Raw genomic sequence first — 25008 nt, 5'->3', positions numbered from 1 at the left:
GTTCAGGCGCGTCAGAATAATCATCACCTGATTTGTCAGGCCGCTTAGATTGTCTTAAGTCGCTTGCCAGAGCTGAAGCGAAGGCAAAATTACAGCAATTTACCCCAGTTCTCGACCCACGGCGTGGTCACTGACTCAGGCTCTGGATCTTCTGTGGCATCCACCAACAGCACGTCACCAATGCGTTTGGCACTTTGTTCCTGCAAGGTGGCATCAAAGGTTTTACCCGCGCCGCAGAAGTTGTCGTAGCTGCTGTCACCCAGTGCAATCACGCCGTAGCGCAACTCTGGCTGATAGCCTACTTCATCACGCACTTGCACAAACAAACGGGCGATATTGTCCGGGAAGTCGCCCTGACCGGTGGTCGAAGTCACAATCAGCACCACATCCTTGCTGTAAGCCTGCCAGTCGGCCAACGTCGGATCTTCAAAGACCTTAACGTCATGGCCCTGCTCTTCCAGTACCGGCTGGGCTTCTTCAGCCACCAGCAGCGCATTGCCGTACACCGTTCCTGTAAAAATGCCAATCTTTGCCATCTTGCCGCTCCTTTATTCTGTTGGCTTATCCTGGACTGCCTCGTCAGCAAACTCAACCCTCGGAACTTCAGGGATCTGATCCTGCCAGCCGAACTGTTGCAGCATCCCTTGCCAGACGCGATCCAACCCCGCACGAATCACTAATGGCTCACCGGTCACTGGATGGGTCAGGCTGAGTGCGCTGGCATGTAACATCAAACGATTCATACCAAAGTGCTGTGCGGCGCCACGATTTTGACGCAAATCGCCATGGGCGCTATCACCAATAATCGGGTGACGCAGATGCACCATATGACGACGCAACTGATGTTTGCGGCCGGTGTGTGGCGACATCTCCACCAGGGTATAACGCGCGCTGTCATAACGGCTGATCGCCACCGGCATCTCAACCTGTGCCAGTGAGCAATAGTCGGTCACCGCTGGCTGTGCGGTGCGTTCCTGGCTGGCAAACTTATCGGCGATCTTATCCAGCTCTTCGAGCAACGGATAGTCGAGCGTCGCGCTGCCATCCAGCCAACCACGTAGCACCGCATGATAGGTTTTCTGTATTTGATGCTGCTCAAATTGCTGTGACAGCAGATGGGCCACTTCACTGGAAAGAGCCATTAACAGCACGCCGGAGGTGGGACGATCGAGACGATGAACGGTAAACACGTGCTGACCAATCTGATCGCGCACCGTTTGCATCACCACCACTTTTTCGTCGCGGTCGAGCCAACTGCGATGCACCAGCCAACCAGAGGGTTTGTTGACGGCAACCAGCCATTCATCTTGATAAAGGATTTCTAACATTACAGGGTCGGATCCTGAAAAAGCGCGTCAAGCTGGCCGAGTGTCAGCAACAGCACCGCATGGCCCGGCGTGGTAGCCGGTAAAGCCACTTCATAATAAGGCGTCACGGCGAAGTTTTGCGGCAGCGGCGCACCGGCTTCGATCAGCGCGTGGAAGCGGGGGATCAACACCCACTGCAGCCATTCCAGCGGTTCCAGGGTGTCGAGACAAAATGGCTCGGTGCTGGCGAAAGCTTCCGCCTCAGGGGATTGAGACTGCCAGTGGCCGTGTTCGCGCATCACCGCTTCGACCTGTTGCAGCCGTTGAATAATCATTTGCGACGACATACGCCACCTCCAGAGAAAATTTGGGCGGCAAGCATACCATTAGTCTTTCATGGCGCAAAAAAGCCATAAAAAGGGAGCACTGTATTTACAGTGCTCCCGGTTTCGTTCGCAGCATTCCCGCCACCGCTGTGCTCCCTGCTCATCCATGACAACTCTTCCTGTGCTTTCCATTGCCTGTCATCGTGACAGATATCCTTAGCATCCTGGCCCACCACATCCCGCGTGGCTCTCATTCTCCGTCCTGGAGGTGTCCCTGACTCAATCCTGAGTGTCCTGCTTCGTCCTGAAGCCTTCCGTGTGCCGTAACTCCGTTACGTTCCCGCCTCCTGGCTGACATTCTCCTGAACGTCTCTTAATCCCCAGCATCCTGCCAGTGGTGACTATTCTGTCAGAAACCATCGTAATAACAAGTTAGTAAGACGCGTTAATAGATTTCTCACACTACTAATTTTAGGAGTGATGCCATAAGCTCATGATTCACAATATTTTTACATAGCGGACTTCCGGAAGTCTGCGAAATGATCTAGCGATCTCTCACACTGCTTGTGAGAGATGTCTTACAAGATTAACCCGCGAACTCTGCCACTCAAACACTAACCGGTTGTAAAGCATTAAGAAATATCTGAACACTTGCCGCCAGGACTTCACGCTTTTTACTACTAAGCTGTTCCAGAATAACTTCGCCCGTCAGATTGCACAGGGCAATCACATCCTGCTCTGATTCAGTCGTGGCAATAAATAATGTTGGACTCTGTTTAAGGCGGCGCTTCATCACCAGGTGGCCAATCAGGTTTTCCTGCAAGCGGGTAAAATCTGATTCACTCCACACCTGCAATAAGGTCACCGGCTGTTGTTCAAAGGTGGCCGTCATATCACCGGCAAATTGCGTCGTATAAAAGGCACTGATTTCCGGCATTAACTGGATCTCCAGCGCGCGCTCTACAGCTGCCAACGTGGCAGGCAGAGTAAAAGGCTGCGGCTGCCACAACACGCGATCGTCCAGCGTACCCACAATGCAGGGGGATGGCACACCGAGGAGATCCGCACTGGCGGGCAGATGTCCCGCCTGCTGCTGCCAATCCTGAACATATCGGGCGGTAAAATCACGCAGAGCGTCTGCGGTTTGCTGCATCATTCATCTTCTCGCTTGTGATCGGTTACACTTAGCCACTTTGATGGAATGTAGTGGTAACCGATATGTCTTCTGAAAACCACGATCGGGCATTAAGTGGCCTGACGTTAGGCAAGCCCACGGCTTATGTAGATCGCTACGATAACACGCTGCTGCAATCGGTGCCGCGCAGCCTGAATCGTGAACCGCTCGGGCTCTATCCAGACAATCTGCCCTTTCAGGGTGGGGATATCTGGACGCTGTACGAACTCTCCTGGCTGAACAGCAAAGGGGTGCCACAAGTTGCAGTGGGCGAAGTGGTACTGCGCGCAGACAGCGAAAACCTGATCGAATCTAAGAGCTTTAAGCTCTATCTTAACAGCTTTAACCAAACGATTTTCGCCGACTGGGGCGAAGTCCGCCAGACGCTGGAACGCGATCTTCGAGCCTGTGCTCAGGGTGAGGTCAGCGTCGCACTGTTCCGCCTGAGCGAAGTTGAAGGACAGCCAATCGGCCATTTCAATGGCGATGTGATCGACGAACAAGATATTGAAATCCACGATTACGCCTTCAATGCTGATTATCTGGCACATGCTGCGGGCGAGGACGTGATTGAGGAAACGCTGGTCAGTCATTTGCTGAAATCGAACTGTTTGATCACTCACCAACCCGATTGGGGTTCAGTGATGATCCGTTACAAAGGCCCGCGTATCGATCGTGAAGCGCTGCTGCGTTACCTGATCTCGTTCCGCCAGCATAATGAGTTCCATGAACAGTGCGTTGAGCGCATTTTCAACGACATTCAACGCTTTTGCCAGCCAGAATCCCTGACTGTTTACGCACGATACACGCGTCGTGGTGGACTGGATATTAACCCCTGGCGCAGCAACGTGCCTTTCTCCCCGACGTTTTCACGCCTGGTTCGCCAGTAACAGATTGCGAGACGCCTCGCAGGCCGCTGCACGGATGCGCGGTTCCACTTGAGCATTCCCTGCGGACAACGTTACTCTGTGAATGGCGCGAGAGTTTAAGCCCGCGTTCCAAAGGATTTTCGTCACTGCGTTCAGTACGTTAAGCGCAGCGTCACCCGTCACGCATTTGCGTGTAAAGGAGTTCTCTTGATTACACATATCAGCCCACTTGGCTCAATGGATCTGCTCTCCCAGTTGGAAGTCGACATGCTGAAGCAAACCGCCAGCAGCGACCTTTACCAGCTTTTTCGTAACTGCTCACTTGCGGTGCTCAACTCCGGCAGCCAGACCGACAGTAGTCATGAACTGCTTTCCCGCTTTGAAAATTTTGATATCAACGTGCTGCGTCGTGAACGTGGCGTCAAACTCGAACTGATCAATCCGCCGGAAGAGGCGTTCGTTGATGGCCGTATCATCCGCTCATTACAGGCCAACCTGTTTGCCGTTCTGCGTGACATTCTGTTTGTCAATGGCCAGCTTGAGCGCAGCGATCAGCAAACCGCTGATGATTCCGCCCACATAACCAACCAGGTGTTTTCGATCCTGCGTAATGCCCGCGCGCTGCACATCGGCGAATATCCCAACACCGTGGTGTGCTGGGGCGGCCACTCGATCAACGCGGTCGAATACCAGTACTGCCGTAACGTTGGCACCCAAATGGGTCTGCGCGAACTCAATATTTGTACCGGATGCGGACCTGGCGTCATGGAGGCGCCGATGAAAGGCGCGGCAGTGGGCCATGCCCAGCAGCGCTATCATGACAGCCGCTTCATCGGTCTGACGGAACCGTCCATCATCGCGGCAGAGCCACCGAATCCGCTGGTGAATGAGCTGATCATCATGCCGGATATTGAAAAGCGCCTTGAAGCCTTTGTACGCATCGCGCATGGCATTGTGATCTTCCCTGGCGGCGTGGGCACGGCAGAAGAGTTACTTTATCTGTTGGGGATTTTGATGAACCCACACAATAAAGATCAGGTGCTCCCGTTGATTCTTACCGGCCCGAAAGAGAGTGCAGATTATTTCCGTGTGCTGGACGATTTCATCGTCAACACGCTGGGCGAAGCCGCGCGCAAGCACTACAAAATCATCATTGATGATGCCGCCGAAGTGGCGCGCTTGATGAAGAAGGCCATGCCACAGGTGAAGGAGTATCGTCGTGAAACCGGCGACGCCTATAGCTTCAACTGGTCAATTCGTATCGCGCCTGACCTGCAGGTTCCGTTTGTGCCAACCCATGAAAACATGGCCAACCTGAATCTGTTCCCGAATCAGCCTGCGGAAAAACTGGCGGCGGATTTACGTCGTGCTTTTTCTGGCATCGTGGCGGGTAACGTCAAGGAAGTGGGCATTCGCGAAATTCGTGAGAAGGGTCCTTACCAGCTTCGTGGCGACGCAGACATCATGCATCGCATGGATGAGCTGTTGCAGGGCTTTGTCGCGCAACAGCGTATGAATTGCCAGGCAGTGCCTATATCCCCTGCTACGAAATCATTAAATAACCCACCAGGAAGGCAGCCTGCGGGCTGCCGCTATCACTATGTCGTTTCATCTTCTGATCATTGATGCGCTGAACCTGATCCGTCGCTTGCATGCCGTGCAGGGCACACCGTGTCGCGAAGCTTGCGTGGCCGCCTTGCATCAACTGTTAGTTCACACACAGCCGACACACGTGGTCGCGGTGTTTGATAGTCACGAGCGCCACCCCGGTTGGCGGCATCAGCTGCTGCCCGATTACAAAGCCGGTCGCCCTGCGATGCCAGACGATTTGCAGCTGGAGATGCCCGCCATCCAGCAGGCGTTTGAAGCTGTCGGCGTGCGTTGCTGGGTCGCCGATCTCGACGAAGCCGACGATCTCGCCGCCACGCTGGCGGTAAAAATGGCCGATGCTGGCCATCAAGCGACTATCGTCTCCACCGATAAAGGCTATTGCCAGCTATTGGCGCCCAATATCCGCATCCGTGATTACTTCCAAAAACGCTGGCTGGACGTGCCTTTTATCGAACAGGAGTTCGGTGTCACGCCCGCGCAGTTGCCCGATTACTGGGGGCTGTGCGGTATCAGCAGCAGCAAGATTCCCGGCGTTACCGGCATCGGCCCCAAAAGCGCCCGTGAACTGCTCACGCAGTTTGGTACGCTGGAAGCCCTGTATCAGCAGTTCGACCAGGTCCCTGAAAAGTGGCAAAAGAAATTGCGCGATCACCGAGAGATGGCAGAGATTTGCCGCCAGGTTTCAACGTTAAAACGCGATTTGGAATTGCAGGGGAATTTGAATACGTTGCGCTATAAGGCGTAAATGATCTGTGCGGCGTTTCTGCCGCACACACCTGCGAGCCTCACAACATGCGCAATAAATTGCGCCGCTACAGTTTGAACCCGGGAAATCCAGCGAAGTATGACGGGAAATGCATCCTGCGAAATAATTTGTGCTACAGCAAGGCGGCAAGTGCGTGAGTCCCCGGGAGCATACGTCAGTATGTGACCGGGGCGAGCAAGCGCAGCCAACGCCGCTGTAGTGCAAAGTATGAAGCAGGATTAGCGTTCGTCGCGACGGCCGCCCACTGCCGCCCAAAGGCGGCGCACGTGAACGGTCACTTCTTCACGATCGTGATACAGCTGACGCGCCTGGATCTCTGCATTGATGCCCTTCTCTTTCAACGCTTCATCGATCATTGCCAGGTTTTGCGTCACTTCTTCGTAGCGCTTTTTCATTGGCAGCTTGAGGTTGAAGATCGCCTCACGGCACCAGCCATTGACCAGCCACTCGGTCATCAAACTGGCCACGCGCACTGGTTTTCCACCATGTCACACACCAGCCAGCTGATGTTGCTGCGCGCGGGACGGTATTTGAACCCATCCTCGCGGCAGTGGGTAACCTGTCCGGTGTCCATCAGGCTCGGTGCCATCGGGCCGTTGTCCACGGCATACACCCACATGCTGTGTTTAACCAATTGATAGGTCCAGCCACCGGGGCAAGCGCCCAGATCAACCGCATACATGCCACTGCCTAAACGTTCTTCCCACTCATCGGCCGGGATGAAGACATGGAATGCCTCTTCCAGCTTTAAAGTCGAACGGCTTGGCGCATCAGATGGGAACTTGAGACGCGGGATGCCCATATAGAACGGTGAATTGTTCTCTGGCAGTGAATATCCGACATAGCAGGTGCCCGGTGCAATAAAGAACACGTGCACCACTGGACGCTTCGGCGATTCGTAGTTGAGCAGAATTTTGCTTTCACGCAGGCTGGCACGCAGCGGTACGGTCAGCTTGCGGCAGAACTTGGTGAGTTCTTTCGCCTGATTCGTATCCGGCACTTCGACACGCAGATCACCGCCTTTTTCCACCACGCCGGTCAGCATACCCACGATAGGGGAAATACGATCTTCCTGCGGCAGGTCGCGCAGCAGTTCGCCCACCACCAGCATCTGGCGTGCAAAAATCAGCTCAGAAAACGGCAGCGTTTGAATCAGTTTTTCAGCATCTTCCTGCTGATAGCACTCATAAAGCACATAGCCGGAATCATCTTTGACGCGCGCAAAACCAAAAATCTCACGCTCGGTCGCTTTGGCACTGATTTCTGCCGCACACTCTTTCTCAAAGCCAGGACGGCAATAGAGCAAAACTTTATTCATGGCGATCCGCCTTTCGTTTAAGACGCAATGCGCCAATCAACATCAAGAACCAGCCTATCAGGAAGAACAATCCTCCCACTGGCGTGACAAAAACCCAAAACTTTAAGTGTGACAGCGCCAAACAATACAGGCTGCCACTGAACAACACGGTGCCGAGCGCTAATGCAGCGCTACTCCAGTAAAACCAGATATTGGCGCGGCGCAGCATCGCTGCACCCAGACCAATGACCGCCAGCGTGTGATAAGCCTGATATTCAAGGCCGGTATGAATCCACGCCATTTCGGCTGGGCCAAGCGACTTGCTCAGCACGTGCGCCCCAAAAGCACCAAATGCCACCAGCAGGAATCCGCTGATGGCGGCAAACACAAACATGGCACGACTGGACATTTATTCTTCCTCAGAATGAAACTGCACATCACTGTGCAGCACTCAACGCATTAGTGATCGTAGCGAAAGCGGAATTTTTCTTGTTCAACTGCGGCTTTTTCCAGGATCCACTGACGAAAGGCGGCTATTTTACCCAGTTCTGCCTGGCTGTCATGACAAACCAGATAAAAAGCATTTTTACTGACTAATACGTCATTAAATGGACAGACCAACCGCCCGGCTTCAATTTCACTCTGCGCCATCACATTATTGGCGAGCGCAACGCCCTGGCCGTGAATAGCGGCCTGTAGCACCATCGCGCTGTGGCTGAAAATCGGTCCCTGCTGCACATTAATGTGCTGCAATCCTAGCTGACGAATGTAGGACTGCCAGTCGCGCCGCGAGGCGTCATGCAACAGCGTGAAGTGTGCCAAATCGGCCGTTGTTTTCAGCGGATTGTCGCCGGTCAGCAGCATCGGCGAGCAGACCGGCAACAAATATTCGGCATACAGCTTTTCAACACGCAGCCCCGGCCAGTTGCCGCGGCCGTAGAAAATAGCCACGTCTACATCATCGGCTAGCTTCTCTTCATCACGGTCGACCGCCTGGATACGCACATCGATGCCCGGATAAGCCATATTAAAGCTGGAAAGGCGTGGCACCAGCCACTGAATGGCAAAACTCGGCAGCAGGCTGACGGTTAAAGCACCCTTGGCACTGCGCGCCTGAAGTTTACGCGTAGCATCGTTGATCGCAGAGAAGATCTCCTTGATATCCAAATAGTAGCTTTGACCTTCTTCCGTAAGTAAAAGCGAACGATTCCTCCGCCGAAACAGCTTTAGGCCGAGGAAATCTTCCAGAGATTTAATCTGGTGGCTGACAGCTGCCTGGGTAACGAACAGCTCTTCAGCGGCTTTTGTGAAGCTTAAATGGCGGGCTGCAGCATCGAAGACGCGTAAAGCATTAAGCGGTGGAAGGCGTTTTGACATGGTTTTCCGTGTGCGGATTCATAAGGTCATCGTCCAACTTATACAAAGTCGTTACGTATTAGTTTTTTTAATCCGAGACATTATAAATTGTCCGTTGAGGAAGCTCCAGCAAATACCTATAGTTGCCGCACTTCCTGAGCCGGAACGAAAAGATTTCTGGAAACGTGCGAGAGATCGCAGACTTTTGGAGAGCTTTTGGCTTGTGGTCGTGATGTTGTGTTTGCATTTTGATCTGACGATTGCAGATCAAGCTTTTAATTCCTGTAGATTTACCCTGTCTGTCCAAGTGATTTTAAGTAGCACCGCAAATTGCGGTGCTTTTTTTTATCTAAAGCTTACTGCCCCATCTCAACCATTTCTTTTACATCTGTACGGTTAATCTGCTGCTCGTTGCCATTGGCATCTTTATAACTGATCATACCGGTATCATCGTCAACTTTCGGTTTGCCAGCGGCAACAATGGTGCGACCATCATTAGTATGCATGACATAATTGCTGGAACAAGCAGCCAGGGTAAAGGCCATGGTACACACGGCCAGCACTGCGGCGAGTTTTTTCATCTTCTATCTCCTTGCAGATTGATTGCATTAAACCACCCGCATGCGCTGACCAGAGGCAGCAAAAAGTGATTTCGACTGATAATGTCGATTCGTTATGCGGGTATCGGTTCAAACCTTGCAATAATTAGCATAACGCGCTTTTCCAGCTTTGCCAGCGAACCGGCCGGCTTTCGGCCTGGTCCTAAAAATGAATACAGTGGGTTTAGTATGACCATCTTCTCCCCAACCGCCTTCCGCGCGCAGTTTCCAGCGTTAAGCGATGCTGGCGTGTACCTCGATAGCGCCGCCACAACGTTAAAGCCACAGGCGGTGATTGACGCCACGGCAAATTTTTACAGCTTGAGTGCGGGCACCGTGCATCGCAGTCAGTTTAAAGCCGCTCGCGCCTTAACCGAAAAGTACGAGCAGGCGCGCGGACGGGTGGCCAACTTGATCCATGCCGCCGATGACCGCCAGATAATCTGGACGCGCGGCACCACGGAAGCGATTAACCTGGTGGCCAACAGCTGGCTGGCACCACGCTTACAGCCGGGCGATGAGATTGTGGTGAGCGAAGCAGAACATCATGCCAATCTGGTGCCGTGGCTGATGGTCGCGCAGGCTCGCGGCGCGAAGCTGGTGAAATGGCCGATTGGCGCAGATCGTCTGCCGGATATCAGCCTGCTTCCGCAACTGCTCAACGCGCGAACCAAACTGCTGGCGATCGGCCAGATGTCGAATGTCACCGGCGGCTGTCCGGATCTCGCTCAGGCCATTACGCTGGCGCATCGCGTCGGCGCAAAAGTGATGGTGGACGGTGCCCAGGGTATCGTGCATGCCCCACCGAATGTTCAGGCGCTGGATATCGACTTTTATGCCTTCTCCGCCCATAAATTGTATGGCCCAATGGGCATCGGGGCGCTTTACGGCAAAGCCGAACTGCTGGAAGAGATGGATGCGTGGCAAGGCGGCGGCAAGATGCTGACGCAGGTCGATTTTAACGGCTTCACGCCCCAACCGGTGCCGTGGCGTTTTGAGGCCGGTACGCCAAACGTCGCTGGCGTGGTGGGCCTGAGCGCCGCGCTGGAGTGGCTGTCACAGCATCACGCCGAAAAGGCCGAGATGTGGAGCCAGCAGTTAGCCAGTTTGGCCGAAGAGCAGTTGAGTGAAATTCCCGGTTTCCGCAGTTTCCGCTGCGGCAATGCCAGCCTGCTGGCGTTTGATATTGAGGGTATCCATCACAGTGATATTGTCACCTTGCTGGCAGAACAGGGCATTGCGCTGCGAGCCGGGCAACACTGCGCCCAGCCCTTAATGGCGGCGCTGGGCGTCAGTGGTACGTTACGCGTGTCATTCGCCCCGTATAATAATTTGCAGGACGTGGATGCGCTGGTGCGCGCCATGCATCATGCCGTAGAACTGCTGAGTGAATAACGCTATGACGACCCTGATTGGTCCGCATCCGTTTGGTGATGTGATTACTGAAGCCAGCCTGACCGAAAAATTTACCCATTTTCATCAGTGGGAAGATCGCTATCGCCAGCTGATCCAGCTCAGCCGCCAGTTACCTGCTCTGGCAGAGGAGGTAAAAACGGCAGATATTGAACTCAGCGGCTGTGAAAATCGGGTATGGCTCAGCAGCCAGCTGCTGCCGAACGGCAAACTGCACTTCTATGGCGACAGCGAAGGCCGCATTGTGCGCGGATTGCTGGCGGTGCTGCTGACCGCAGTAGAAGGCAAAACGCCAGCGGACCTATTAGCACAAGATCCGCTGGCGTTGTTTGATACCTTAGGCCTGCGCGCACAGCTCAGCGCCTCACGCAGCAGCGGCTTAAAGGCGTTGGCCGATGCAGTGCAACGCACCGCGCGGATGCATCAAGCAGCCTGACGCGCCGCGCGAGCGAGAAACTTCTTCAGCGCGTGTGAAACAGCGATAAAGCCGAATGTGGCGGTCACCATGGTGGCCGCACCAAAACCCGCCGCGCAATCCATACGTTTTGGCCCTTCAGCGGTGCTTTTGGAAGTACAGACGCTGCCATCCAGCTGAGGATAAACCAGCGCCTCGGTGGAAAACACGCAATCAATCCCTAACTTGCCTTTGCTGTTCTTCACCACACCAAAGTCGCCTTTCAGTCGCTCACGCAGTTTTGCCGCCAGCGGATCCTGAATGGTTTTGGCTAAATCACTGACCTGAATCTGCGTCGGATCGATTTGTCCGCCCGCCCCGCCGGTGGTGACTAACGGGATTTTGTTACGACGACACCACGCAATCAGCGCCGCTTTGGGGCGCACGCTGTCTATCGCATCAATCACGTAATCAAACCCGCCGACAGCAACTCAGCGGTGTTATCCGGCGTGATGAAATCATCAATGCAGGTCACTTCGCACTCCGGATTAATGGCGCGAATCCGCTCCGCCATCACCTCGGTTTTCGCTTGTCCCACTTTGCCTTGCAGGGCATGAATCTGGCGATTGGTGTTGGTGATGCAGACATCATCCATGTCGATCAGCGTGATTTTACCGATTCCGGTGCGTGCCAGCGCTTCAGCAGACCATGAACCCACGCCACCAATACCAATCACACAAAAATGGGCGTCGGCAAAACGCTGCAGTGCGTCCTGCCCGTACAAACGCGCCGTGCCGCCAAAACGTTGCCGCCAGGCGTCGCTGACTTCTTTCATATCAAACCTTTTGATGCGGTGCGCATGCATGCGCACCCTTACAGAAACAGTGAAGGACTCGTTGAGTCGCCCTTATTGGCGACCCATGGCAAATCAGTTAAATACTCCCGCTGATTTGCCGCAGGGAAGAATATCAATTCGCCCCGATAATCAGTGAACCATTATTGCCATTCTGCGGATTGCTAAACAACGGCTGTCCGGCACCCGGCGCGGCTTTCAACACCCAGACGCGGCCGTAGTGATTGTAGAAGCCGGCAAGGTGCGCCGCATCCGGCCCGACACCCTGATAGATGTCGAAGTGTTGGCCTTTAATCGCTCCGCCAACATCCAGTGCCACCATCAGTCGCATCTCATACTTGCCGTTGAACTTGCCCTTCTCATTCAACTGCGGCACTTCGGCTAACAATGCCGTGCCTGCAGGAATCAATGAACGATCGGAGGCCACAGACGCTTTGGCAATCAAAGGCACCGCACTGGCACCACGCACCGGCACATACTCTTCCGGCTTAAAGAACACGAATGACTGGTTAGTCTCGAGGACATTACGCACCTGCTCCGGCGAATGATCTTGTGCCCACTGGCGAATCGCCTGCATCGACATATCTTCACGCTTCACTTCACCGCGATCGATCAGCTCTTTACCAACGCTGTGATAGGCCCAGCCATTTTTGCCGCCGTAGCCAAAGAAGCGCATTGGACGGCCGTCACCGAAATCAACGTAGCCGCTGCCCTGCACGTCCATCATAAAGTTATCGATCAGCGAGTTGCTCCAGGCGATCACGTAACGTTCATCGAGTCCGCCACTATATATAGAAGCACGGCTCGGCAACTTCTGGCCGCGCGGGCGCGGGGGCATGCGATAAATCGGGTACTGGAACTCACCCTGGCGGGTATAGCGTGCTTCCACCACAGGCGTGTAGTAACCGGTGAACTGCACGTTACCGTAGTTATCGGTACCTTCCATCTGATAAGCATTTAAACCGAACTGGCTCAGCTGACGGGTATCGGCGCCGGAGAGCAGCCAGTTCTGGATCGCGCTGTAAGTGCCGGTGTTGCGGCTATACAACCCGGATGATGCCCCCTGAATCTGTTGCACCTGCACGCCAAAATCGCGGCCGTTAACAGGGCGCCCTTTGGCATTCGGTTCATTAACCAGCCCAAGCGGCTGATTCAGTTTGCCATCTATATATTGCTGACCACGGTCAGTCGGTTTAGAACTACAGCCCGCTAAAAGCGCGAGAAACGCGCCAGTCAGTGCATATTTGGCCCAATGTCCTTTCATTACGTTCTCTTTTTCTCGGTTGTTTGCAGGGCGACGATAGCAAAGGGACAGAGAGAATGAAATCCGCCACAGGGTACCGCGCTCACATCTGTACAATTAATCGCCCAATGGCACTATTAATCACCAACTGGCTGTAAATTTAAGGCTTTAACACAAAAAGGGGTTGCATCGCCGCGCGTCGAGAGTATAGTGCGCATCCACGGACGCGGGGTGGAGCAGCCTGGTAGCTCGTCGGGCTCATAACCCGAAGGTCGTCGGTTCGAATCCGGCCCCCGCAACCAATTCGTCTTTAGAAGAATACAATGTGAACGTAGTAAAAGCGTCAGACGGACGCGGGGTGGAGCAGCCTGGTAGCTCGTCGGGCTCATAACCCGAAGGTCGTCGGTTCGAATCCGGCCCCCGCAACCAATTACAGATAAGCACCTTAACGGGTGTTTTTTTGTTTTTGTCGCCAGTCAAAAAAAGCGGCACAGTGGCCGCCCTCCTCTCAACGATGCGCAAGCACCGCACCTTTATCGAAATACGCCTTAATCCCATGCAGGATCGCCTCAGCCACCTGATGCTGATAACGCGGCGTGCGCAGCTTACGCTCCTCCTCGACATTGCTGATAAACGCGGTCTCCACCAGTATCGATGGAATATCCGGGGCTTTGAGTACCGCGAAACCCGCCTGATCCACCGTGCGTTTATGCAGGTGATTGATATGACCCATACGCGATAACACCTCTTTACCGAATTTCAGGCTGTCGCTGATGGTCTGCCGCTGAACCATGTCGAACATCGTGTGATCGAGATAACGGTCGCCACTCATGCTGACGCCACCAATCAAATCCGATTCGTTTTGGGTTTGCGCCAGGAAGCGCGCGGCGGTGGAGGTTGCACCACTGGTCGAAAGCGCAAACACCGACGAACCGCGCGCGGCACGGCTGGTAAAGGCATCGGCGTGAATCGAGATAAACAGATCGGCGCGCTGCTTGCGTGCTTTCGCAACGCGCACACGCAGTGGAATAAACACATCTTCGTTGCGCGTCATGTACGCTTTCATGTTGCGCTCTTTGTCGATCAGCGCTTTCAGGTAGCGGCCAATCTTCAGCACAATGTCTTTTTCCCGCGTCTTATATTTGCCATGCGCACCGGGATCTTCGCCGCCGTGACCGGGATCGATCATGATGATGATCGGACGGTCGCGCCCTGCTTTGCCCGGTAACGGCGCCTGCGCGGGTTGATCGCGTTCAAGGTCACCCTGATTGTAATCGTTCAGTAACGCCAGTAGCGGATCCTCTTCCGGCGATGGCTGGCTCGGATAGAGATCGACCACTAAACGATGTTTGATGCCCGCCACCGGTGCCAGCGTGAAGATCTTCGGCGCGACGTTGCGTTTCAGCTCCAGCACCACGCGCACCGTGTTGGCATCGAACTGGCCGACGCGGGCATTTTTAATATATGGATCGTCAACGCGTACTTGCTTATCCACCCCTTTCAGGACCGGATTGATATGCAGGTTCTCAATGTCGATCACCAGGCGATCGGGGTTGCTCAGGGCGAACTGTTTATACTTGAGAGGAACATTCGACTCTAACGTCACGCGGGAGTAAGTCGATGAAGGCCAGATGCGCACCGCCACAATATGCTGGCTGGCTGCCAGTCCGGTTCGCGTTACGCTCAAGAGTAATAGCGCGCCCGCGCCCTGCAATAATCGTCGTCGTGTAAAAGCTTCGGACATGCCGCTCCAACTGCTGTGTGATGTCTAAAATATCGTCAATCGACGAGAGGAAGGCGAAAACTTTGCTTGGCAAGCCGTGTCGTGTTTTGCCAGAAAAACCAGATAATGCAGGCTGTTAGCGAGGGTTGCATCAGGAAAATCGTAAAGTAACGTCAGGCCCGGCGCTTGCAATAACCGGCAAAAGAGCATAAAAATACACAAATTACGAATAAACATTCACAGAGGGTTTGCCGTGAAGGAACGTAGTACCGAACTGGTTCAGGGTTTTCGCCATACCGTTCCCTATATAAATGCCCACCGTGACAAGACCTTTGTCATCATGCTGGGCGGTGAAGCCATCGAGCATGAGAACTTTTCCAGCATCGTTAATGACATCGGATTGTTGCATAGTCTTGGCATTCGCCTGGTGGTTGTTTACGGCGCCCGTCCGCAGATTGATGCCAGCATGGCACAGCAACAGCTGGAACCGATTTACCACAAGCACACGCGCGTAACCGATGCCCAATCACTGGAACTGGTGAAGCAGGCTGCCGGACGTTTGCAGCTGGATATTACTGCCCGCCTGTCAATGAGCCTGAATAACACTCCGCTGCAAGGCGCGCACATCAACGTGGTAAGCGGTAACTTTATTATCGCCCAACCGCTAGGCGTGGATGATGGTGTGGATTACTGCCACAGCGGCCGTATTCGCCGTATTGATGAAGAGGCGATCCATCGTCAGCTGGATAATGATGCCATCGTGCTGCTCGGCCCGGTCGCGGTATCGGTAACCGGTGAAAGCTTTAACCTGACCTCTGAAGAAGTGGCTACCCAGTTGGCGATCAAGCTGAAAGCCGAAAAGATGATTGGCTTCTGCTCTGAACAAGGCGTCACTAATCGCGAAGGCACCATCATTTCCGAGCTGTTCCCCAACGAAGCGCAAGCGCGTATCGATGAGATGGAAAATGACGGTGATTTCCTGTCGGGCACGGTGCGTTTCCTGCGGGGTGCGGTGAAAGCCTGCCGCAGCGGCGTGCGTCGCAGCCACCTGATCAGCTATCAGGAAGATGGCGCATTGATCCAGGAGCTGTTCTCACGCGACGGTATCGGGACACAGATCGTGATGGAGTCTGCCGAGCAGATTCGTCGCGCTACCATCAACGATATTGGCGGCATTCTGGAATTGATTCGTCCACTGGAGCAGCAAGGCATACTGGTGCGTCGTTCGCGCGAGCAGCTGGAAATGGAGATCGACAAATTCACCATTATTCAGCGCGATAGCCTGACCATCGCCTGTGCCGCGCTCTATCCGTTCCCGGATGAACAGATTGGTGAGATGGCCTGCGTGGCAGTACATCCGGACTACCGCAGCTCATCACGCGGCGAGCTGCTGCTGGATCGTGTGGCACTGCAGGCGCGCCAGATGGGTCTTAAGAAGCTGTTCGTGCTGACCACCCGCAGTATTCACTGGTTCCAGGAACGCGGCTTTACGCCGGTAGATATCGAATCACTGCCGGAGAGCAAGAAACAGATGTATAACTATCAACGCCGTTCGAAGGTGCTGATGGCGGATTTGCGCTAACGGTAGTGAATCGCGCTGAAGGGTAGTGAATGGAAAATTACGCTTAATGGCCTGGAGTTGCCCCACTTCTTAGACTGATAACGTTGTTTCAGGATGCGCATCCACGCGCATCCAATTAAACATCCGCATTGCCCTGAGGTCGGTTTGTCGACCGACCTCAACCCCAACTCAGGATGACTCGCCGCTCAGCCGATCCAACAATCCGCTACGGCGCTGCGTGCGTAACTGCACCGCACGACGAAAAACGCCATCATCGCTGTATAACGTTAGCTGCTTACGCGCACGGGTAATTGCGGTGTAAATCAGCTCGCGGGTCAACACCGGTAAAAACTGCGCCGGCATCACCAGCGCCGTATGCTCAAACTCCGATCCCTGCGATTTATGCACCGTCATTGCCCAGGCGGTATCATGTGCCGGTAAACGGCTCGGCTGTACGGCTTTGATGCTGCCATCCGGCAACGGAAAGAACACCTTCAGCAGCCCTTCGTCATCGAACAACGTAATGCCAATGTCGCCGTTAAACAGCCCCAGCGCGCTGTCATTGCGCGTGACCATCACCGGGCGGCCCTGATACCAGCGGCTGCCGCCAGGCGGACGACGAATCAGCTGCATCTGTATCAGTTTTTGCTCGATACGCTGATTTAATCCCTGCACGCCAAACGGCCCTTCACGCAGTGCACACAGCAACTGGTAACGCCCAAACGCGGCGAGGATGTCAGCGGGTGGCGATCGCTGGCTCACCAGATGGAGAAACGGACGATAGCCCGCTGCGATGTCAGTCAGCATCAACTGATACGCCTCGCCATCATTGAGTGGCTGGCGTGAAATGTCGCTGAAGCCCGCGTTAAATGCGGCTTCGACGGCTTTTGGCTCGCCGGCATTGACCGCAGCAGCCAGCTTGCCGATGCCCGAGTTGGCATCAAAACGGTAGCTTTTACGCAATAAGCAGATGGCATCGCGCACGGCGGGCGCGCTGGGATCATCGTGGCCTTCAACCAGGCAACCGGTTAAGGCACTTAGCTGGGCTGCGCGCGCTACGCTGTATCCTGCTTCAGCGCAGCGACAAATATCGCCCAGCACCGCGCCAGCTTCCACCGAAGCCAGCTGATCGCGATCGCCGAGGAAAATCACCCGCGCCTGTGGCGGCAGTGCGGCGATCAGGTTCGCCATCATGCCCAGATCAACCATCGAGGCTTCATCCACCACCAGCACATCAAGATGCAGCAAATTACCGGCGTGATAGCGCAGGCGCTGCGTTTCCGGTTGTGCACCGAGCAAACGGTGCAGCGTGGTGGCTTCCGCCGGGAAGCGCTGGCGCTCAGTGTCGCTGACCGGCAGTTTTTGCAGCGCCTTGCCAAGTGATTCGGTTAATCGCGCCGCCGCTTTACCTGTTGGCGCCGCCAGCTGAATACGCAGCGCACCGTCAGTCAGGCGAATCAATGCCGCTAACAGCTTCGCCACCGTGGTGGTTTTGCCGGTGCCGGGACCGCCAGAAATCACGGTTGTTTTCTGGGTCAGCGCCACCGCTGCAGCGATTTTTTGCCAGTTATCCGGCTCCGTACCAAACAGCTCATCCAGCACCTCACGCACCGTTTCACTGGCAAACGGCTGCGTTGCAGACTGCGCCTGAAAGAACCGTGCCACCTGCGCTTCGTTGTGCCATAAGCGATGCAGGTACAGACGGTTTTCACTCAGAACAATCGGAGCGGCCTGTTCGTCACCACTCACCGCCGACCAGTTTGCCAGCACATCATGCCAATTCTGCGGTTCACCCGCCGCCAGCCAGATGGCCTGAACCCAATCAGGATGACGACCATTAAATAATCCTTCACGACTCAGCTGTGACAGCGGCAGGCAAACATGGCCCTCTCCCGCTTCGGCGCTGAGACAGGCAGCAGCAAGGAGGCGTGCTGGCTGCGTGTCATCCGCCAGCAACAGGGCGAACTGGACATCCAGTGAACGCAGTAAACGCAGTTCAACCGCCTGTTGTAATAGCGCTGTGATGCCGCTCATGCCGTGGCTCCCTGCCCGCGAAACAGGCTATCCAGTTGTGAAACAAATTCGAGGGTGGGCCGTGTGTGGAACACGCCATTGGCCGGTGAAGTGCCATCCATGCCACGCAGGAACAGATAAAACACGCCACCGAAGTGTTGCTCGTAGTCGTAGTCCGCCAGGCGATGTTTAAGATAGCGATGCAGCGCCAGCGTGTAGAGCTGATACTGCAAATCGTAACGGTGGTCGATCATGGCCTGTTTCATCGCCGCTGGGGTATAGGCATCGTGACTGTCGCCCAGCCAGTTGGATTTATAATCCAGCAGGTAATATTTACCCTGCCAGCGGAACACCAGATCGATAAAGCCCTTTAACATCCCCTGCACCTGACGAAAATCGAGCGGTGGCGCATCAGACGATAAAGCATCCTGGCGGATCAGTGCATCCAGGGCATTGGCCGTCAATAAGCCGTCGATAGGCAAGTAAAAGGCCATTTCGACCAGGCGATCGCTGGCCTGCACGTTGCCGAGCTGAATCCCTTGCGCATTGAGCGGCGTGCTCACCACGCGCGCAATCCAGTCCGTCAGCATCGGCTGCCAGTGCAACGGATAACCATTCTGCTGCAGATGTTGATCCAGCAACGCCGCAGTTGGGGGCTGAGGGAAGTCGAGCGATTCGAACAGTTCGTGCAGGAAAGTCCCCGGCGCCGCGCCACGCGGGAAATGGTGCGGCGTCAATGCGGCTTCAGCGGCCTCTTCCTGCTGCTCTTCACCTGCGGCTTCGATATCAAAGCTTGGCATCACATCGAGTAGTCGCTGGTTGCCGTGCTGCTGCAAGCCGGAATAACTGGTCACTCGCCAGGGTTCAACCAGCGTGCGGGAGACGGTTCTGGCAGCCAATGCCTGATCGGCAGTTGCAGGTTCCTGCCAGCGTTCGGCCTCCTGATGCGCTATCTGCACGACTTCAGTCCCGGTGGCATCCATCTGTTCAAGCAGCGTGGCTAGCTGTTCTGCCGAGGCCGCCTCACCGCGCTGCAGCAGATAGCCCAGCGCGCTTTTATGCAGATCGCTCGCGCCCTCTTTCTTGCGCGTACCGCGAAACAGCGGTGCCACGCCAACGCTGCAGTGATAGATCGAGCGGGTGAGTGCCACGTAAAGCAAACGCAGATCTTCCGCCAGGCGCTCCTGTTCCGCCATCGCCAGGCTGGCGTCATCGGCCTGCAGATCGAGCACCGCCTCAAAGTTGTCGCGATCGTGATACAGCGCGGTATCCGCTTCGCGATATCCAGCCGCAAACGGCAGCCACACCAGCGGATATTGCAGTCCTTTGGATTTGTGGATGGTGACGATCTGCACCAGGTGGCGATCGCTCTCCAGACGCAGTTGCTGGCTGGACGACTGGCTATCCGGGCTGGCAATCTGCTGCGCCAGATAACGTACCAGCGCATGCGGGCTGTCGAGCTGTGAAGCGGCCTCCTGCATCAGTTCACCAAGATGCAGCAGATCGGTCAGGCGGCGTTCCCCGTTTTCCGAGGCCAGCAAGTTTTCCGCTAGCTGACGTTCCAGCATCAGCTGACGCAGCATCGGCAATACGCCACGCTGTTGCCATAACTGCTGCCAGCGGGCGAAAGTCTCGACTAATTCATCCCAGCCACGCGCATCCTGATCCAATGCATCCAACTGTGCGGCATCAAAAGCAAATAGCGAGGTGGCCAGCGCCGTGCGTAACATGCGCTCCTGCTCGGGAGCCAGCACCGCCTGCAGTAACCACAACAGTTCACGCGCTTCCGGGGTGGTGTACACGCTGTCGCGATTCGACAAGTAAACCGAGGGAATACCGAGCTGGTTAAGTGCTTCACGGATAAGATTCGCTTCATTGCGGCTGCGCACCAGCACCGTGATATCCGATGCCTGCACCGGGCGCTGTGCTGAAGCTTTGCCCAGCAGCGCTCGCTGTTGCTGTCCAGCCTGTAACCAATGGCTGATGTCCGCAGCACATTGCAGTGCCATGGTCTGCTGATAGTCGCCGACGCTGCATCCCTCGCCCGGTTGTAACCAGAGACGTAATGCCGCCTGCTCCTGCTGATCGATGCTCAGAGACAGCGTTTGATTCGGCGCCGCGAACTGCACCGGCAAAAAGGGAATGGCGTCAAACAGGAACGGCGCGTCAAGGCGAGAAAACAGCTGATTGACGCTCTCGACCATGGCTGGCGAAGAGCGCCAGTTGGTGTCGAGGGTGTAATGCGCGCTAACTTCATTACGCGCGCGGATATAGGTAAAAATATCAGCACCGCGAAACGCATAAATAGCCTGTTTGGGATCGCCAATCAACAGCAGCGCATGTTCGGGCTGATTGATATAAAGCGTGCGGAAAATACGATACTGCTGCGGATCGGTGTCCTGAAATTCATCGATTAACGCCACCGGAAAGCGCTGACGAATCGCCTGAGCCAGTTGCTCACCCGCGGGCTGCTGCAGGGCATCATCCAGCCGGCTCAGCAGATCATCAAAACCCAGCAGCGCCTGTTGACGTTTCTCTTTGCGCACTGCCGCACGGACATCAACCAACGCACGTGCAATCACCAAATCGCGCAGTGAAATCGGCTGAGCCAGGAACAGATCAATCGCTGTAAACAGCGCATGGTGCGGCGGATGGCCTTTTTTGGTTTTCTCTTCCAGCACCTGCTGGCCAAAGCGCGCCAGTTCTGCAGGCAACTGATAGTCACAGGTTTCACTCTGCGCCCAGAAACTGACCTTATTCACCCACACCGGCAGATTTTTACTGCTGTAGCTACGCTTATCGACATCGGACTGCCCGACCAGCGTCAACACCTCTTCACCCACCGCGCGCCATTCGGCTTTTATCGCGTCGATACGCGCCAGATTTTCATGATGGCGCGTGGTCAGTGTTTCTGCGTCCGCGGGCGGCAAACGCAGGCTGGGGGATTCGCCCTGCAGCCATGGCCGTAAGGTGGCCAGCAGCTGCTCCGGGCCACTCCACTCGCTGACAATCACGCGCGCAATATCCAGCGTGAGCGGGTAACAGTGGCGACGCCAGAAATCGGCAGTGGCCTGGCGCAGCAGCTGTTGCTCATCTTCAATCAGTTGCTGCTCAAACAGCATGCCCGATTCAAACGCATTGAGATTGAGCATGCGCTGGCAGAAGCCGTGGATGGTAAAGATCGCCGCTTCATCCATCTGACGTTCCGCCGCCAGCAGCAGCGATGCCGCCTCCGCAGGCTGCGGCATCTCTTGCAACAGCAGCTTCAGCATGGGATTGCGGCTGGTACCGCGAATACAGGCCAGCCGCAGCTCATGAATATTGGCGCGGATACGTCCGCGCAGTTCCGCCGTGGCCGCCTCAGTAAAGGTCACCACCAGAATTTCCTCTACCGACAACGGACGGGAATAAGCGTTGGGCCCCCCCAAACCTAACAACAACCGCAGATAAAGCAGACCGATAGTGAACGTTTTTCCGGTCCCGGCAGACGCCTCAATCAGCCGCTCTCCGCGTAACGGCAGCGTTAGCGGATTGAGCGATTCAGGCGGCTGATGCAGACTCATTGCGTATCACTCTTTACCGGCAGAGATTGCTGTAGCTTCTCAACCTGATCCCAGTTGGTAAAGCCTGGCAGTGGCGCATAATCATCTTTGGTGGCGCCATCGTGACTGCCGCCAATCTGCGAAATCATCGCCATCCCCTGCTGTTGCAGCACAGCCTTGTGGAAGAAATCGGCCAAACCCTGTGGGGTAAGTTTCTGGATCTGCTCAATCGCCTTTTCACGTGTATCGAAGGCAAAATTCTGACGGTTGAAGTCACGACTGTAGCGATTCGCTTCCTCATCCAGCGTTTGCGGACGTTGTTTTAAGTCGTTGATCAACGCCTGCTGATACTGGGCAAAATCTTCCGGTTTCATGTCGCGCAGACGTTGCTCTGCCTGCGGATAAAACGCCTCGAAGCGCTGCATCAGGTAAGCCGGTTGCTTACTGTTACTTTGCAGCAGGAAGCCAATCCCCCACTGGCGACCAATCGGCATCTGATACGAGAACACGGCATAGCCAAGTTGTTCCTGAGTACGCAATTGATTGTAGAACCAGGGTTGAACAATCTGGCTCAACATGGTGCTGTTGGCCATGCTTTGATACTCGTCGTAACCCAGTGGCACGTAGAGCGCGGCAAGCGCCGAATCCGTGCTGCTGCCTGCAGTTTGCAGGTTAGCCTTCATGGCTTTATCGATCACCACGTAATCACTGTGCCAGTAACTGTGCCCCTCGCTGTGCAGCTGCTGCTGCAGGTCAGTGCCTAGCTGTTTGACGAGTTCGGCAGACAGGTTGCCTACTACCATCATTTCCGGCGTGGCGTTGCGTAGTAACGCATCGCGGTAATCCGTCACGTCTTTTAGCGTCAGGTCTTTGACTAATTTACGACGCGTCTCACGTTGGGTGTACGGCAGCTGAGACAACATCTGCATCGGTTGGATGGCCTGCTCAAAGGCTTTCCCCTTCTCCGCAGCCTCTAATCGATCCAGATACCAGGACTTCGCCTGTTCCAGCTGCTGTGCATCGGGCTGGAAGCTGGCATAACCCTCGACCAGTTTCTTCAGCAGTTCAGGCAAGCGTTGCGTAAAACCACTGGCGCTGAACACGATGCCGTCATCTTCACCGGTCGAGAAACTGATGCCGCCCACCGAGGCCTGAGAGTTCAGCTCATCCAGCGCCACGCTGGAGAGATAATCATTCAGGCCAAACAGCACCTGCTGACGTGCATCACCGATCGCCGCTTTGTTACGCAGCGCCAGAGTGATGGCTGCCTTAGGTTCACTGGCGTAGAACTGGCTCGGCATCCAATAAATGCGCATGCTATCACCGCTGGTGAGTGCCAACGGGTGGGTATAGGTTTTGCCATCGCCAGGCACGATAGTGAAATCAGAGGGGATATACGGATTCAGCGTCGGCATTGATAGCTGAATCTGAGTACCACGCTGCTGCCAGTCACTGAACTGCGCAGCATTGATTTTATCGACCTGATAAGGCGCATTCACAAAGTAAGCTTCTTTGTTGTGCGGCTCATTCGGGCTGATATACCAGATGCGGGCATTTTGCGGCGTCATCTCATCCAGACGAGATTTTATCGCAGCAGGATCGAAGTTATCAGCGAGGTACGGTGCATCCAGCGTGTGATCGACCGGCACGCGCAACATGGTATCCACTAACCATTCGATGTAATCCATATCACGGGTAATCGATGGATAACGGAAATCCAGCGCCAGGACGTGCGAAACCTCGTCAAAATAGCCTTTATCAATGCCTTTATTACGCAGCATATCGAGGTAGCTAAACACGGCGGCGATCACTTCATCACGCTGCGCCAGGCCTTTATCGGTCAGCGATACCGTGATAGCAAACACGCCGCTATTACGATCCGTCATCGGATCGGCGCCGGCATTAACGCCGTCCGCTAACCCTTGTTTTTGCAGCCAATCATTCAGAGTGTTTTTACTGCGGTTGCCAAGAATGTAACTGATCAGCGTGTCGGTTTTGCTGCGGAACTGCTCGCTGTTGTTGGCAATGCGGAATTCCAATTTTAACTGCTTGCGCGGCTGGGCGGGCACGTAATGAATGATGATGCCTTTCTGCGCATCGGTCACCACCGGCACTTCGATTTTTGGCACGATGGCCTGATGGTTAGCCACACGCCCAAAAGTCTGGACCGCAATATCGGCCATTTCCGGCAACGATTTGTTGCTGTAAATCACCGCTTTCATCAGATTGGCTGAGTAGTGGCTGTGATAAAAATCACTCAGCGCCTGATGCAAATTGCTGTCAGGCTTATCACGCAGCGTATCGAGGTTACCACCGGAATAACGCGATGCCGGGTGCGCCGGGTTCAGGGTTTCCGCCCCAACCTGCGACATACGCAGCCCATCGCGCGAACGCGCCATGGTCAGTTCCGCATTCACCGCATGGCGCTCACGATCGGCGTTAACCGGATCGAGTAATGGCTCAGCAATGGCATCGGCCAGGCGATCGACCGCCGGTTGCAGCGCGTCATTTTCCACTTCCAGATAGAACGCTGTGCGATAAGATGCGGTGCTGGCGTTATGGCTGCCACCATGCTTTTTAAGGAATTCCGCCAGGTTGTCCGGCTGCGGATAGCGTTTAGACCCCATCGACACCATATGCTCGGTGTAGTGCGCCAGTCCCAGCTGTTGATTAGGATCGTCCAGCGAGCCAATCGGCAACGTCAGCGCCGCCAATGATTTCGGTGCGTCTTTGTCAGACACCAGCAATACCGTCATGCCATTGCTGAGCGTAATCGCCTGATAACTGCGTGGATCGTGATCGCTTTTTCGAATCGTTTCGTTGATAGGTTGCCAGCCGCGATCGCTATTGGCAAAGGCATTCAGCGCCAGCATGCTCAGCAGCAGCGCTCCAATCCAGCGTGCGTAAATCCGCATTTAAACCCCTTTCTTTACCCTTTACCGCTGGCTGTGTGCCCAGCGG

17 protein-coding genes, 2 tRNA genes and 3 pseudogenes are annotated in these 25008 nt (G+C 55.0%); 8 read left to right on the top strand and 14 right to left on the bottom strand.

The genetic code is table 11. The annotated features are described in order from the left end of the window. Nucleotides 1–89 precede the first annotated feature (89 nt). The 4 genes from HA45_RS02120 to syd form a co-directional block, all read right to left on the bottom strand. A complete protein-coding gene (locus HA45_RS02120) occupies nucleotides 90–536 on the bottom strand; it encodes a flavodoxin (protein WP_100703608.1) in 447 nt (148 codons plus the stop codon). A 12-nt stretch (nucleotides 537–548) separates the two neighbouring features. After that, nucleotides 549–1328 (bottom strand): tRNA pseudouridine(65) synthase TruC, encoded by a 780-nt coding sequence (gene truC / locus HA45_RS02115; RefSeq protein ID WP_100703607.1) that lies wholly within the window; start codon nucleotides 1326–1328, stop codon nucleotides 549–551. After that, entirely contained in the window at nucleotides 1328–1654 is a 327-nt protein-coding gene (locus HA45_RS02110) for a YqcC family protein (RefSeq protein ID WP_100703606.1), read from the bottom strand. The genes truC and HA45_RS02110 overlap by 1 nt, the downstream gene beginning before the upstream one ends. A gap of 586 nt (nucleotides 1655–2240) precedes the next feature. Further along, complete coding sequence (gene syd, locus HA45_RS02105) at nucleotides 2241–2789, bottom strand: SecY-interacting protein (protein WP_100703605.1); 549 nt, start codon at nucleotides 2787–2789, stop codon at nucleotides 2241–2243. A 62-nt stretch (nucleotides 2790–2851) separates the two neighbouring features. Here syd and queF point away from each other — a divergent pair, with 62 nt between their 5' ends. The 3 genes and pseudogenes from queF (at nucleotide 2852) to xni (ending at nucleotide 6032) form a co-directional block, all read left to right on the top strand. Then, nucleotides 2852–3697, top strand: coding sequence for an NADPH-dependent 7-cyano-7-deazaguanine reductase QueF (gene queF / locus HA45_RS02100; protein ID WP_100703673.1), 846 nt, complete (start codon nucleotides 2852–2854; stop codon nucleotides 3695–3697). Nucleotides 3698–3883: 186 nt separating this feature from the next. Beyond that, nucleotides 3884–5238, top strand: a pseudogene (gene ppnN, locus HA45_RS02095) (nucleotide 5'-monophosphate nucleosidase PpnN). Nucleotides 5239–5276: 38 nt separating this feature from the next. Beyond that, complete coding sequence (xni, locus tag HA45_RS02090; protein WP_100703603.1) at nucleotides 5277–6032, top strand: flap endonuclease Xni; 756 nt, start codon at nucleotides 5277–5279, stop codon at nucleotides 6030–6032. Nucleotides 6033–6271: 239 nt separating this feature from the next. On the opposite strand, the pseudogene rlmM reads toward xni, so the two are convergent. The 4 genes and pseudogenes from rlmM to HA45_RS02070 form a co-directional block, all read right to left on the bottom strand. Beyond that, nucleotides 6272–7371: pseudogene (rlmM, locus tag HA45_RS02085) on the bottom strand (23S rRNA (cytidine(2498)-2'-O)-methyltransferase RlmM). Next, entirely contained in the window at nucleotides 7364–7759 is a 396-nt protein-coding gene (locus tag HA45_RS02080) for a DUF423 domain-containing protein (protein ID WP_034823080.1), read from the bottom strand. Before HA45_RS02080 ends, rlmM begins: the two are co-directional and overlap by 8 nt. A 50-nt stretch (nucleotides 7760–7809) precedes the next feature. Then, the gene (locus HA45_RS02075) at nucleotides 7810–8727 is read right to left on the bottom strand and encodes a transcriptional regulator GcvA (RefSeq protein ID WP_100703601.1); all 918 of its coding nucleotides are present in this window, start codon (nucleotides 8725–8727) and stop codon (nucleotides 7810–7812) included. 335 nt (nucleotides 8728–9062) lie between these two features. Next, a complete protein-coding gene (locus HA45_RS02070; RefSeq protein WP_100703600.1) occupies nucleotides 9063–9287 on the bottom strand; it encodes a YgdI/YgdR family lipoprotein in 225 nt (74 codons plus the stop codon). Between the two features lie 207 nt (nucleotides 9288–9494). Here HA45_RS02070 and csdA point away from each other — a divergent pair, with 207 nt between their 5' ends. Together csdA and csdE are read left to right on the top strand one after the other, a co-directional pair. Continuing rightward, nucleotides 9495–10700, top strand: coding sequence for a cysteine desulfurase CsdA (csdA, locus tag HA45_RS02065; protein ID WP_100703672.1), 1206 nt, complete (start codon nucleotides 9495–9497; stop codon nucleotides 10698–10700). Nucleotides 10701–10704: 4 nt separating this feature from the next. Further along, nucleotides 10705–11154: a cysteine desulfurase sulfur acceptor subunit CsdE gene (csdE, locus tag HA45_RS02060; protein WP_100703599.1), complete on the top strand. Its 450-nt coding sequence runs from the start codon at nucleotides 10705–10707 to the stop codon at nucleotides 11152–11154. Here the strand turns inward: csdE and tcdA are convergent. After that, nucleotides 11142–11947, bottom strand: a pseudogene (gene tcdA, locus HA45_RS02055) (tRNA cyclic N6-threonylcarbamoyladenosine(37) synthase TcdA). The gene csdE and the pseudogene tcdA overlap by 13 nt on opposite strands. Before the next feature lie 133 nt (nucleotides 11948–12080). After that, entirely contained in the window at nucleotides 12081–13229 is a 1149-nt protein-coding gene (gene mltA / locus HA45_RS02050; protein WP_100703598.1) for a murein transglycosylase A, read from the bottom strand. Between the two features lie 204 nt (nucleotides 13230–13433). Here mltA and HA45_RS02045 point away from each other — a divergent pair. Together HA45_RS02045 and HA45_RS02040 are read left to right on the top strand one after the other, a co-directional pair. Continuing rightward, nucleotides 13434–13510: transfer RNA gene (locus HA45_RS02045), tRNA-Met, on the top strand. A 50-nt stretch (nucleotides 13511–13560) separates the two neighbouring features. Continuing rightward, a tRNA-Met gene (locus HA45_RS02040) sits at nucleotides 13561–13637 on the top strand. 79 nt (nucleotides 13638–13716) lie between these two features. On the opposite strand, the gene amiC is transcribed toward HA45_RS02040, so the two are convergent. After that, nucleotides 13717–14952, bottom strand: a complete 1236-nt coding sequence (gene amiC, locus HA45_RS02035) for an N-acetylmuramoyl-L-alanine amidase AmiC (protein WP_100703597.1) — start codon at nucleotides 14950–14952, stop codon at nucleotides 13717–13719. Nucleotides 14953–15184: 232 nt separating this feature from the next. Between amiC and argA the strand changes: the two genes are divergently transcribed. After that, nucleotides 15185–16513 (top strand): amino-acid N-acetyltransferase, encoded by a 1329-nt coding sequence (argA, locus tag HA45_RS02030; RefSeq protein WP_100703596.1) that lies wholly within the window; start codon nucleotides 15185–15187, stop codon nucleotides 16511–16513. Between the two features lie 168 nt (nucleotides 16514–16681). On the opposite strand, the gene recD is transcribed toward argA, so the two are convergent. From recD to ptrA, 3 genes are read right to left on the bottom strand one after another with little or no spacing between them, the layout of a single operon-like run. Next, nucleotides 16682–18526 (bottom strand): exodeoxyribonuclease V subunit alpha, encoded by a 1845-nt coding sequence (gene recD / locus HA45_RS02025; protein ID WP_100703595.1) that lies wholly within the window; start codon nucleotides 18524–18526, stop codon nucleotides 16682–16684. Further along, entirely contained in the window at nucleotides 18523–22068 is a 3546-nt protein-coding gene (gene recB / locus HA45_RS02020) for an exodeoxyribonuclease V subunit beta (protein ID WP_100703594.1), read from the bottom strand. Before recB ends, recD begins: the two co-directional genes overlap by 4 nt. After that, the gene (ptrA, locus tag HA45_RS02015) at nucleotides 22065–24962 is read right to left on the bottom strand and encodes a pitrilysin (RefSeq protein ID WP_100703593.1); all 2898 of its coding nucleotides are present in this window, start codon (nucleotides 24960–24962) and stop codon (nucleotides 22065–22067) included. The genes recB and ptrA overlap by 4 nt, the downstream gene beginning before the upstream one ends. Between the last annotated feature and the right edge of the window lie 46 nt (nucleotides 24963–25008).

This window comes from Pantoea rodasii (assembly GCF_002095465.1).
Lineage (GTDB): Bacteria > Pseudomonadota > Gammaproteobacteria > Enterobacterales > Enterobacteriaceae > Pantoea > Pantoea rodasii.
The sequence above is the reverse complement of the archived record's forward strand: the minus strand, read 5'-3'. Positions and strand labels throughout refer to the sequence as shown.

What these genes read in the sequence shown, in the direction of transcription:
- HA45_RS02120 (WP_100703608.1), bottom strand. Translation starts at nt 536, where the DNA reads ATGGCAAAGATTGGCATTTTTACAGGAACGGTGTACGGCAATGCGCTG.
- truC (WP_100703607.1), bottom strand. Translation starts at nt 1,328, where the DNA reads ATGTTAGAAATCCTTTATCAAGATGAATGGCTGGTTGCCGTCAACAAA.
- HA45_RS02110 (WP_100703606.1), bottom strand. Translation starts at nt 1,654, where the DNA reads ATGTCGTCGCAAATGATTATTCAACGGCTGCAACAGGTCGAAGCGGTG.
- syd (WP_100703605.1), bottom strand. Translation starts at nt 2,789, where the DNA reads ATGATGCAGCAAACCGCAGACGCTCTGCGTGATTTTACCGCCCGATAT.
- queF (WP_100703673.1), top strand. Translation starts at nt 2,852, where the DNA reads ATGTCTTCTGAAAACCACGATCGGGCATTAAGTGGCCTGACGTTAGGC.
- xni (WP_100703603.1), top strand. Translation starts at nt 5,277, where the DNA reads ATGTCGTTTCATCTTCTGATCATTGATGCGCTGAACCTGATCCGTCGC.
- HA45_RS02080 (WP_034823080.1), bottom strand. Translation starts at nt 7,759, where the DNA reads ATGTCCAGTCGTGCCATGTTTGTGTTTGCCGCCATCAGCGGATTCCTG.
- HA45_RS02075 (WP_100703601.1), bottom strand. Translation starts at nt 8,727, where the DNA reads ATGTCAAAACGCCTTCCACCGCTTAATGCTTTACGCGTCTTCGATGCT.
- HA45_RS02070 (WP_100703600.1), bottom strand. Translation starts at nt 9,287, where the DNA reads ATGAAAAAACTCGCCGCAGTGCTGGCCGTGTGTACCATGGCCTTTACC.
- csdA (WP_100703672.1), top strand. Translation starts at nt 9,495, where the DNA reads ATGACCATCTTCTCCCCAACCGCCTTCCGCGCGCAGTTTCCAGCGTTA.
- csdE (WP_100703599.1), top strand. Translation starts at nt 10,705, where the DNA reads ATGACGACCCTGATTGGTCCGCATCCGTTTGGTGATGTGATTACTGAA.
- mltA (WP_100703598.1), bottom strand. Translation starts at nt 13,229, where the DNA reads ATGAAAGGACATTGGGCCAAATATGCACTGACTGGCGCGTTTCTCGCG.
- amiC (WP_100703597.1), bottom strand. Translation starts at nt 14,952, where the DNA reads ATGTCCGAAGCTTTTACACGACGACGATTATTGCAGGGCGCGGGCGCG.
- recD (WP_100703595.1), bottom strand. Translation starts at nt 18,526, where the DNA reads ATGAGCGGCATCACAGCGCTATTACAACAGGCGGTTGAACTGCGTTTA.
- recB (WP_100703594.1), bottom strand. Translation starts at nt 22,068, where the DNA reads ATGAGTCTGCATCAGCCGCCTGAATCGCTCAATCCGCTAACGCTGCCG.
- ptrA (WP_100703593.1), bottom strand. Translation starts at nt 24,962, where the DNA reads ATGCGGATTTACGCACGCTGGATTGGAGCGCTGCTGCTGAGCATGCTG.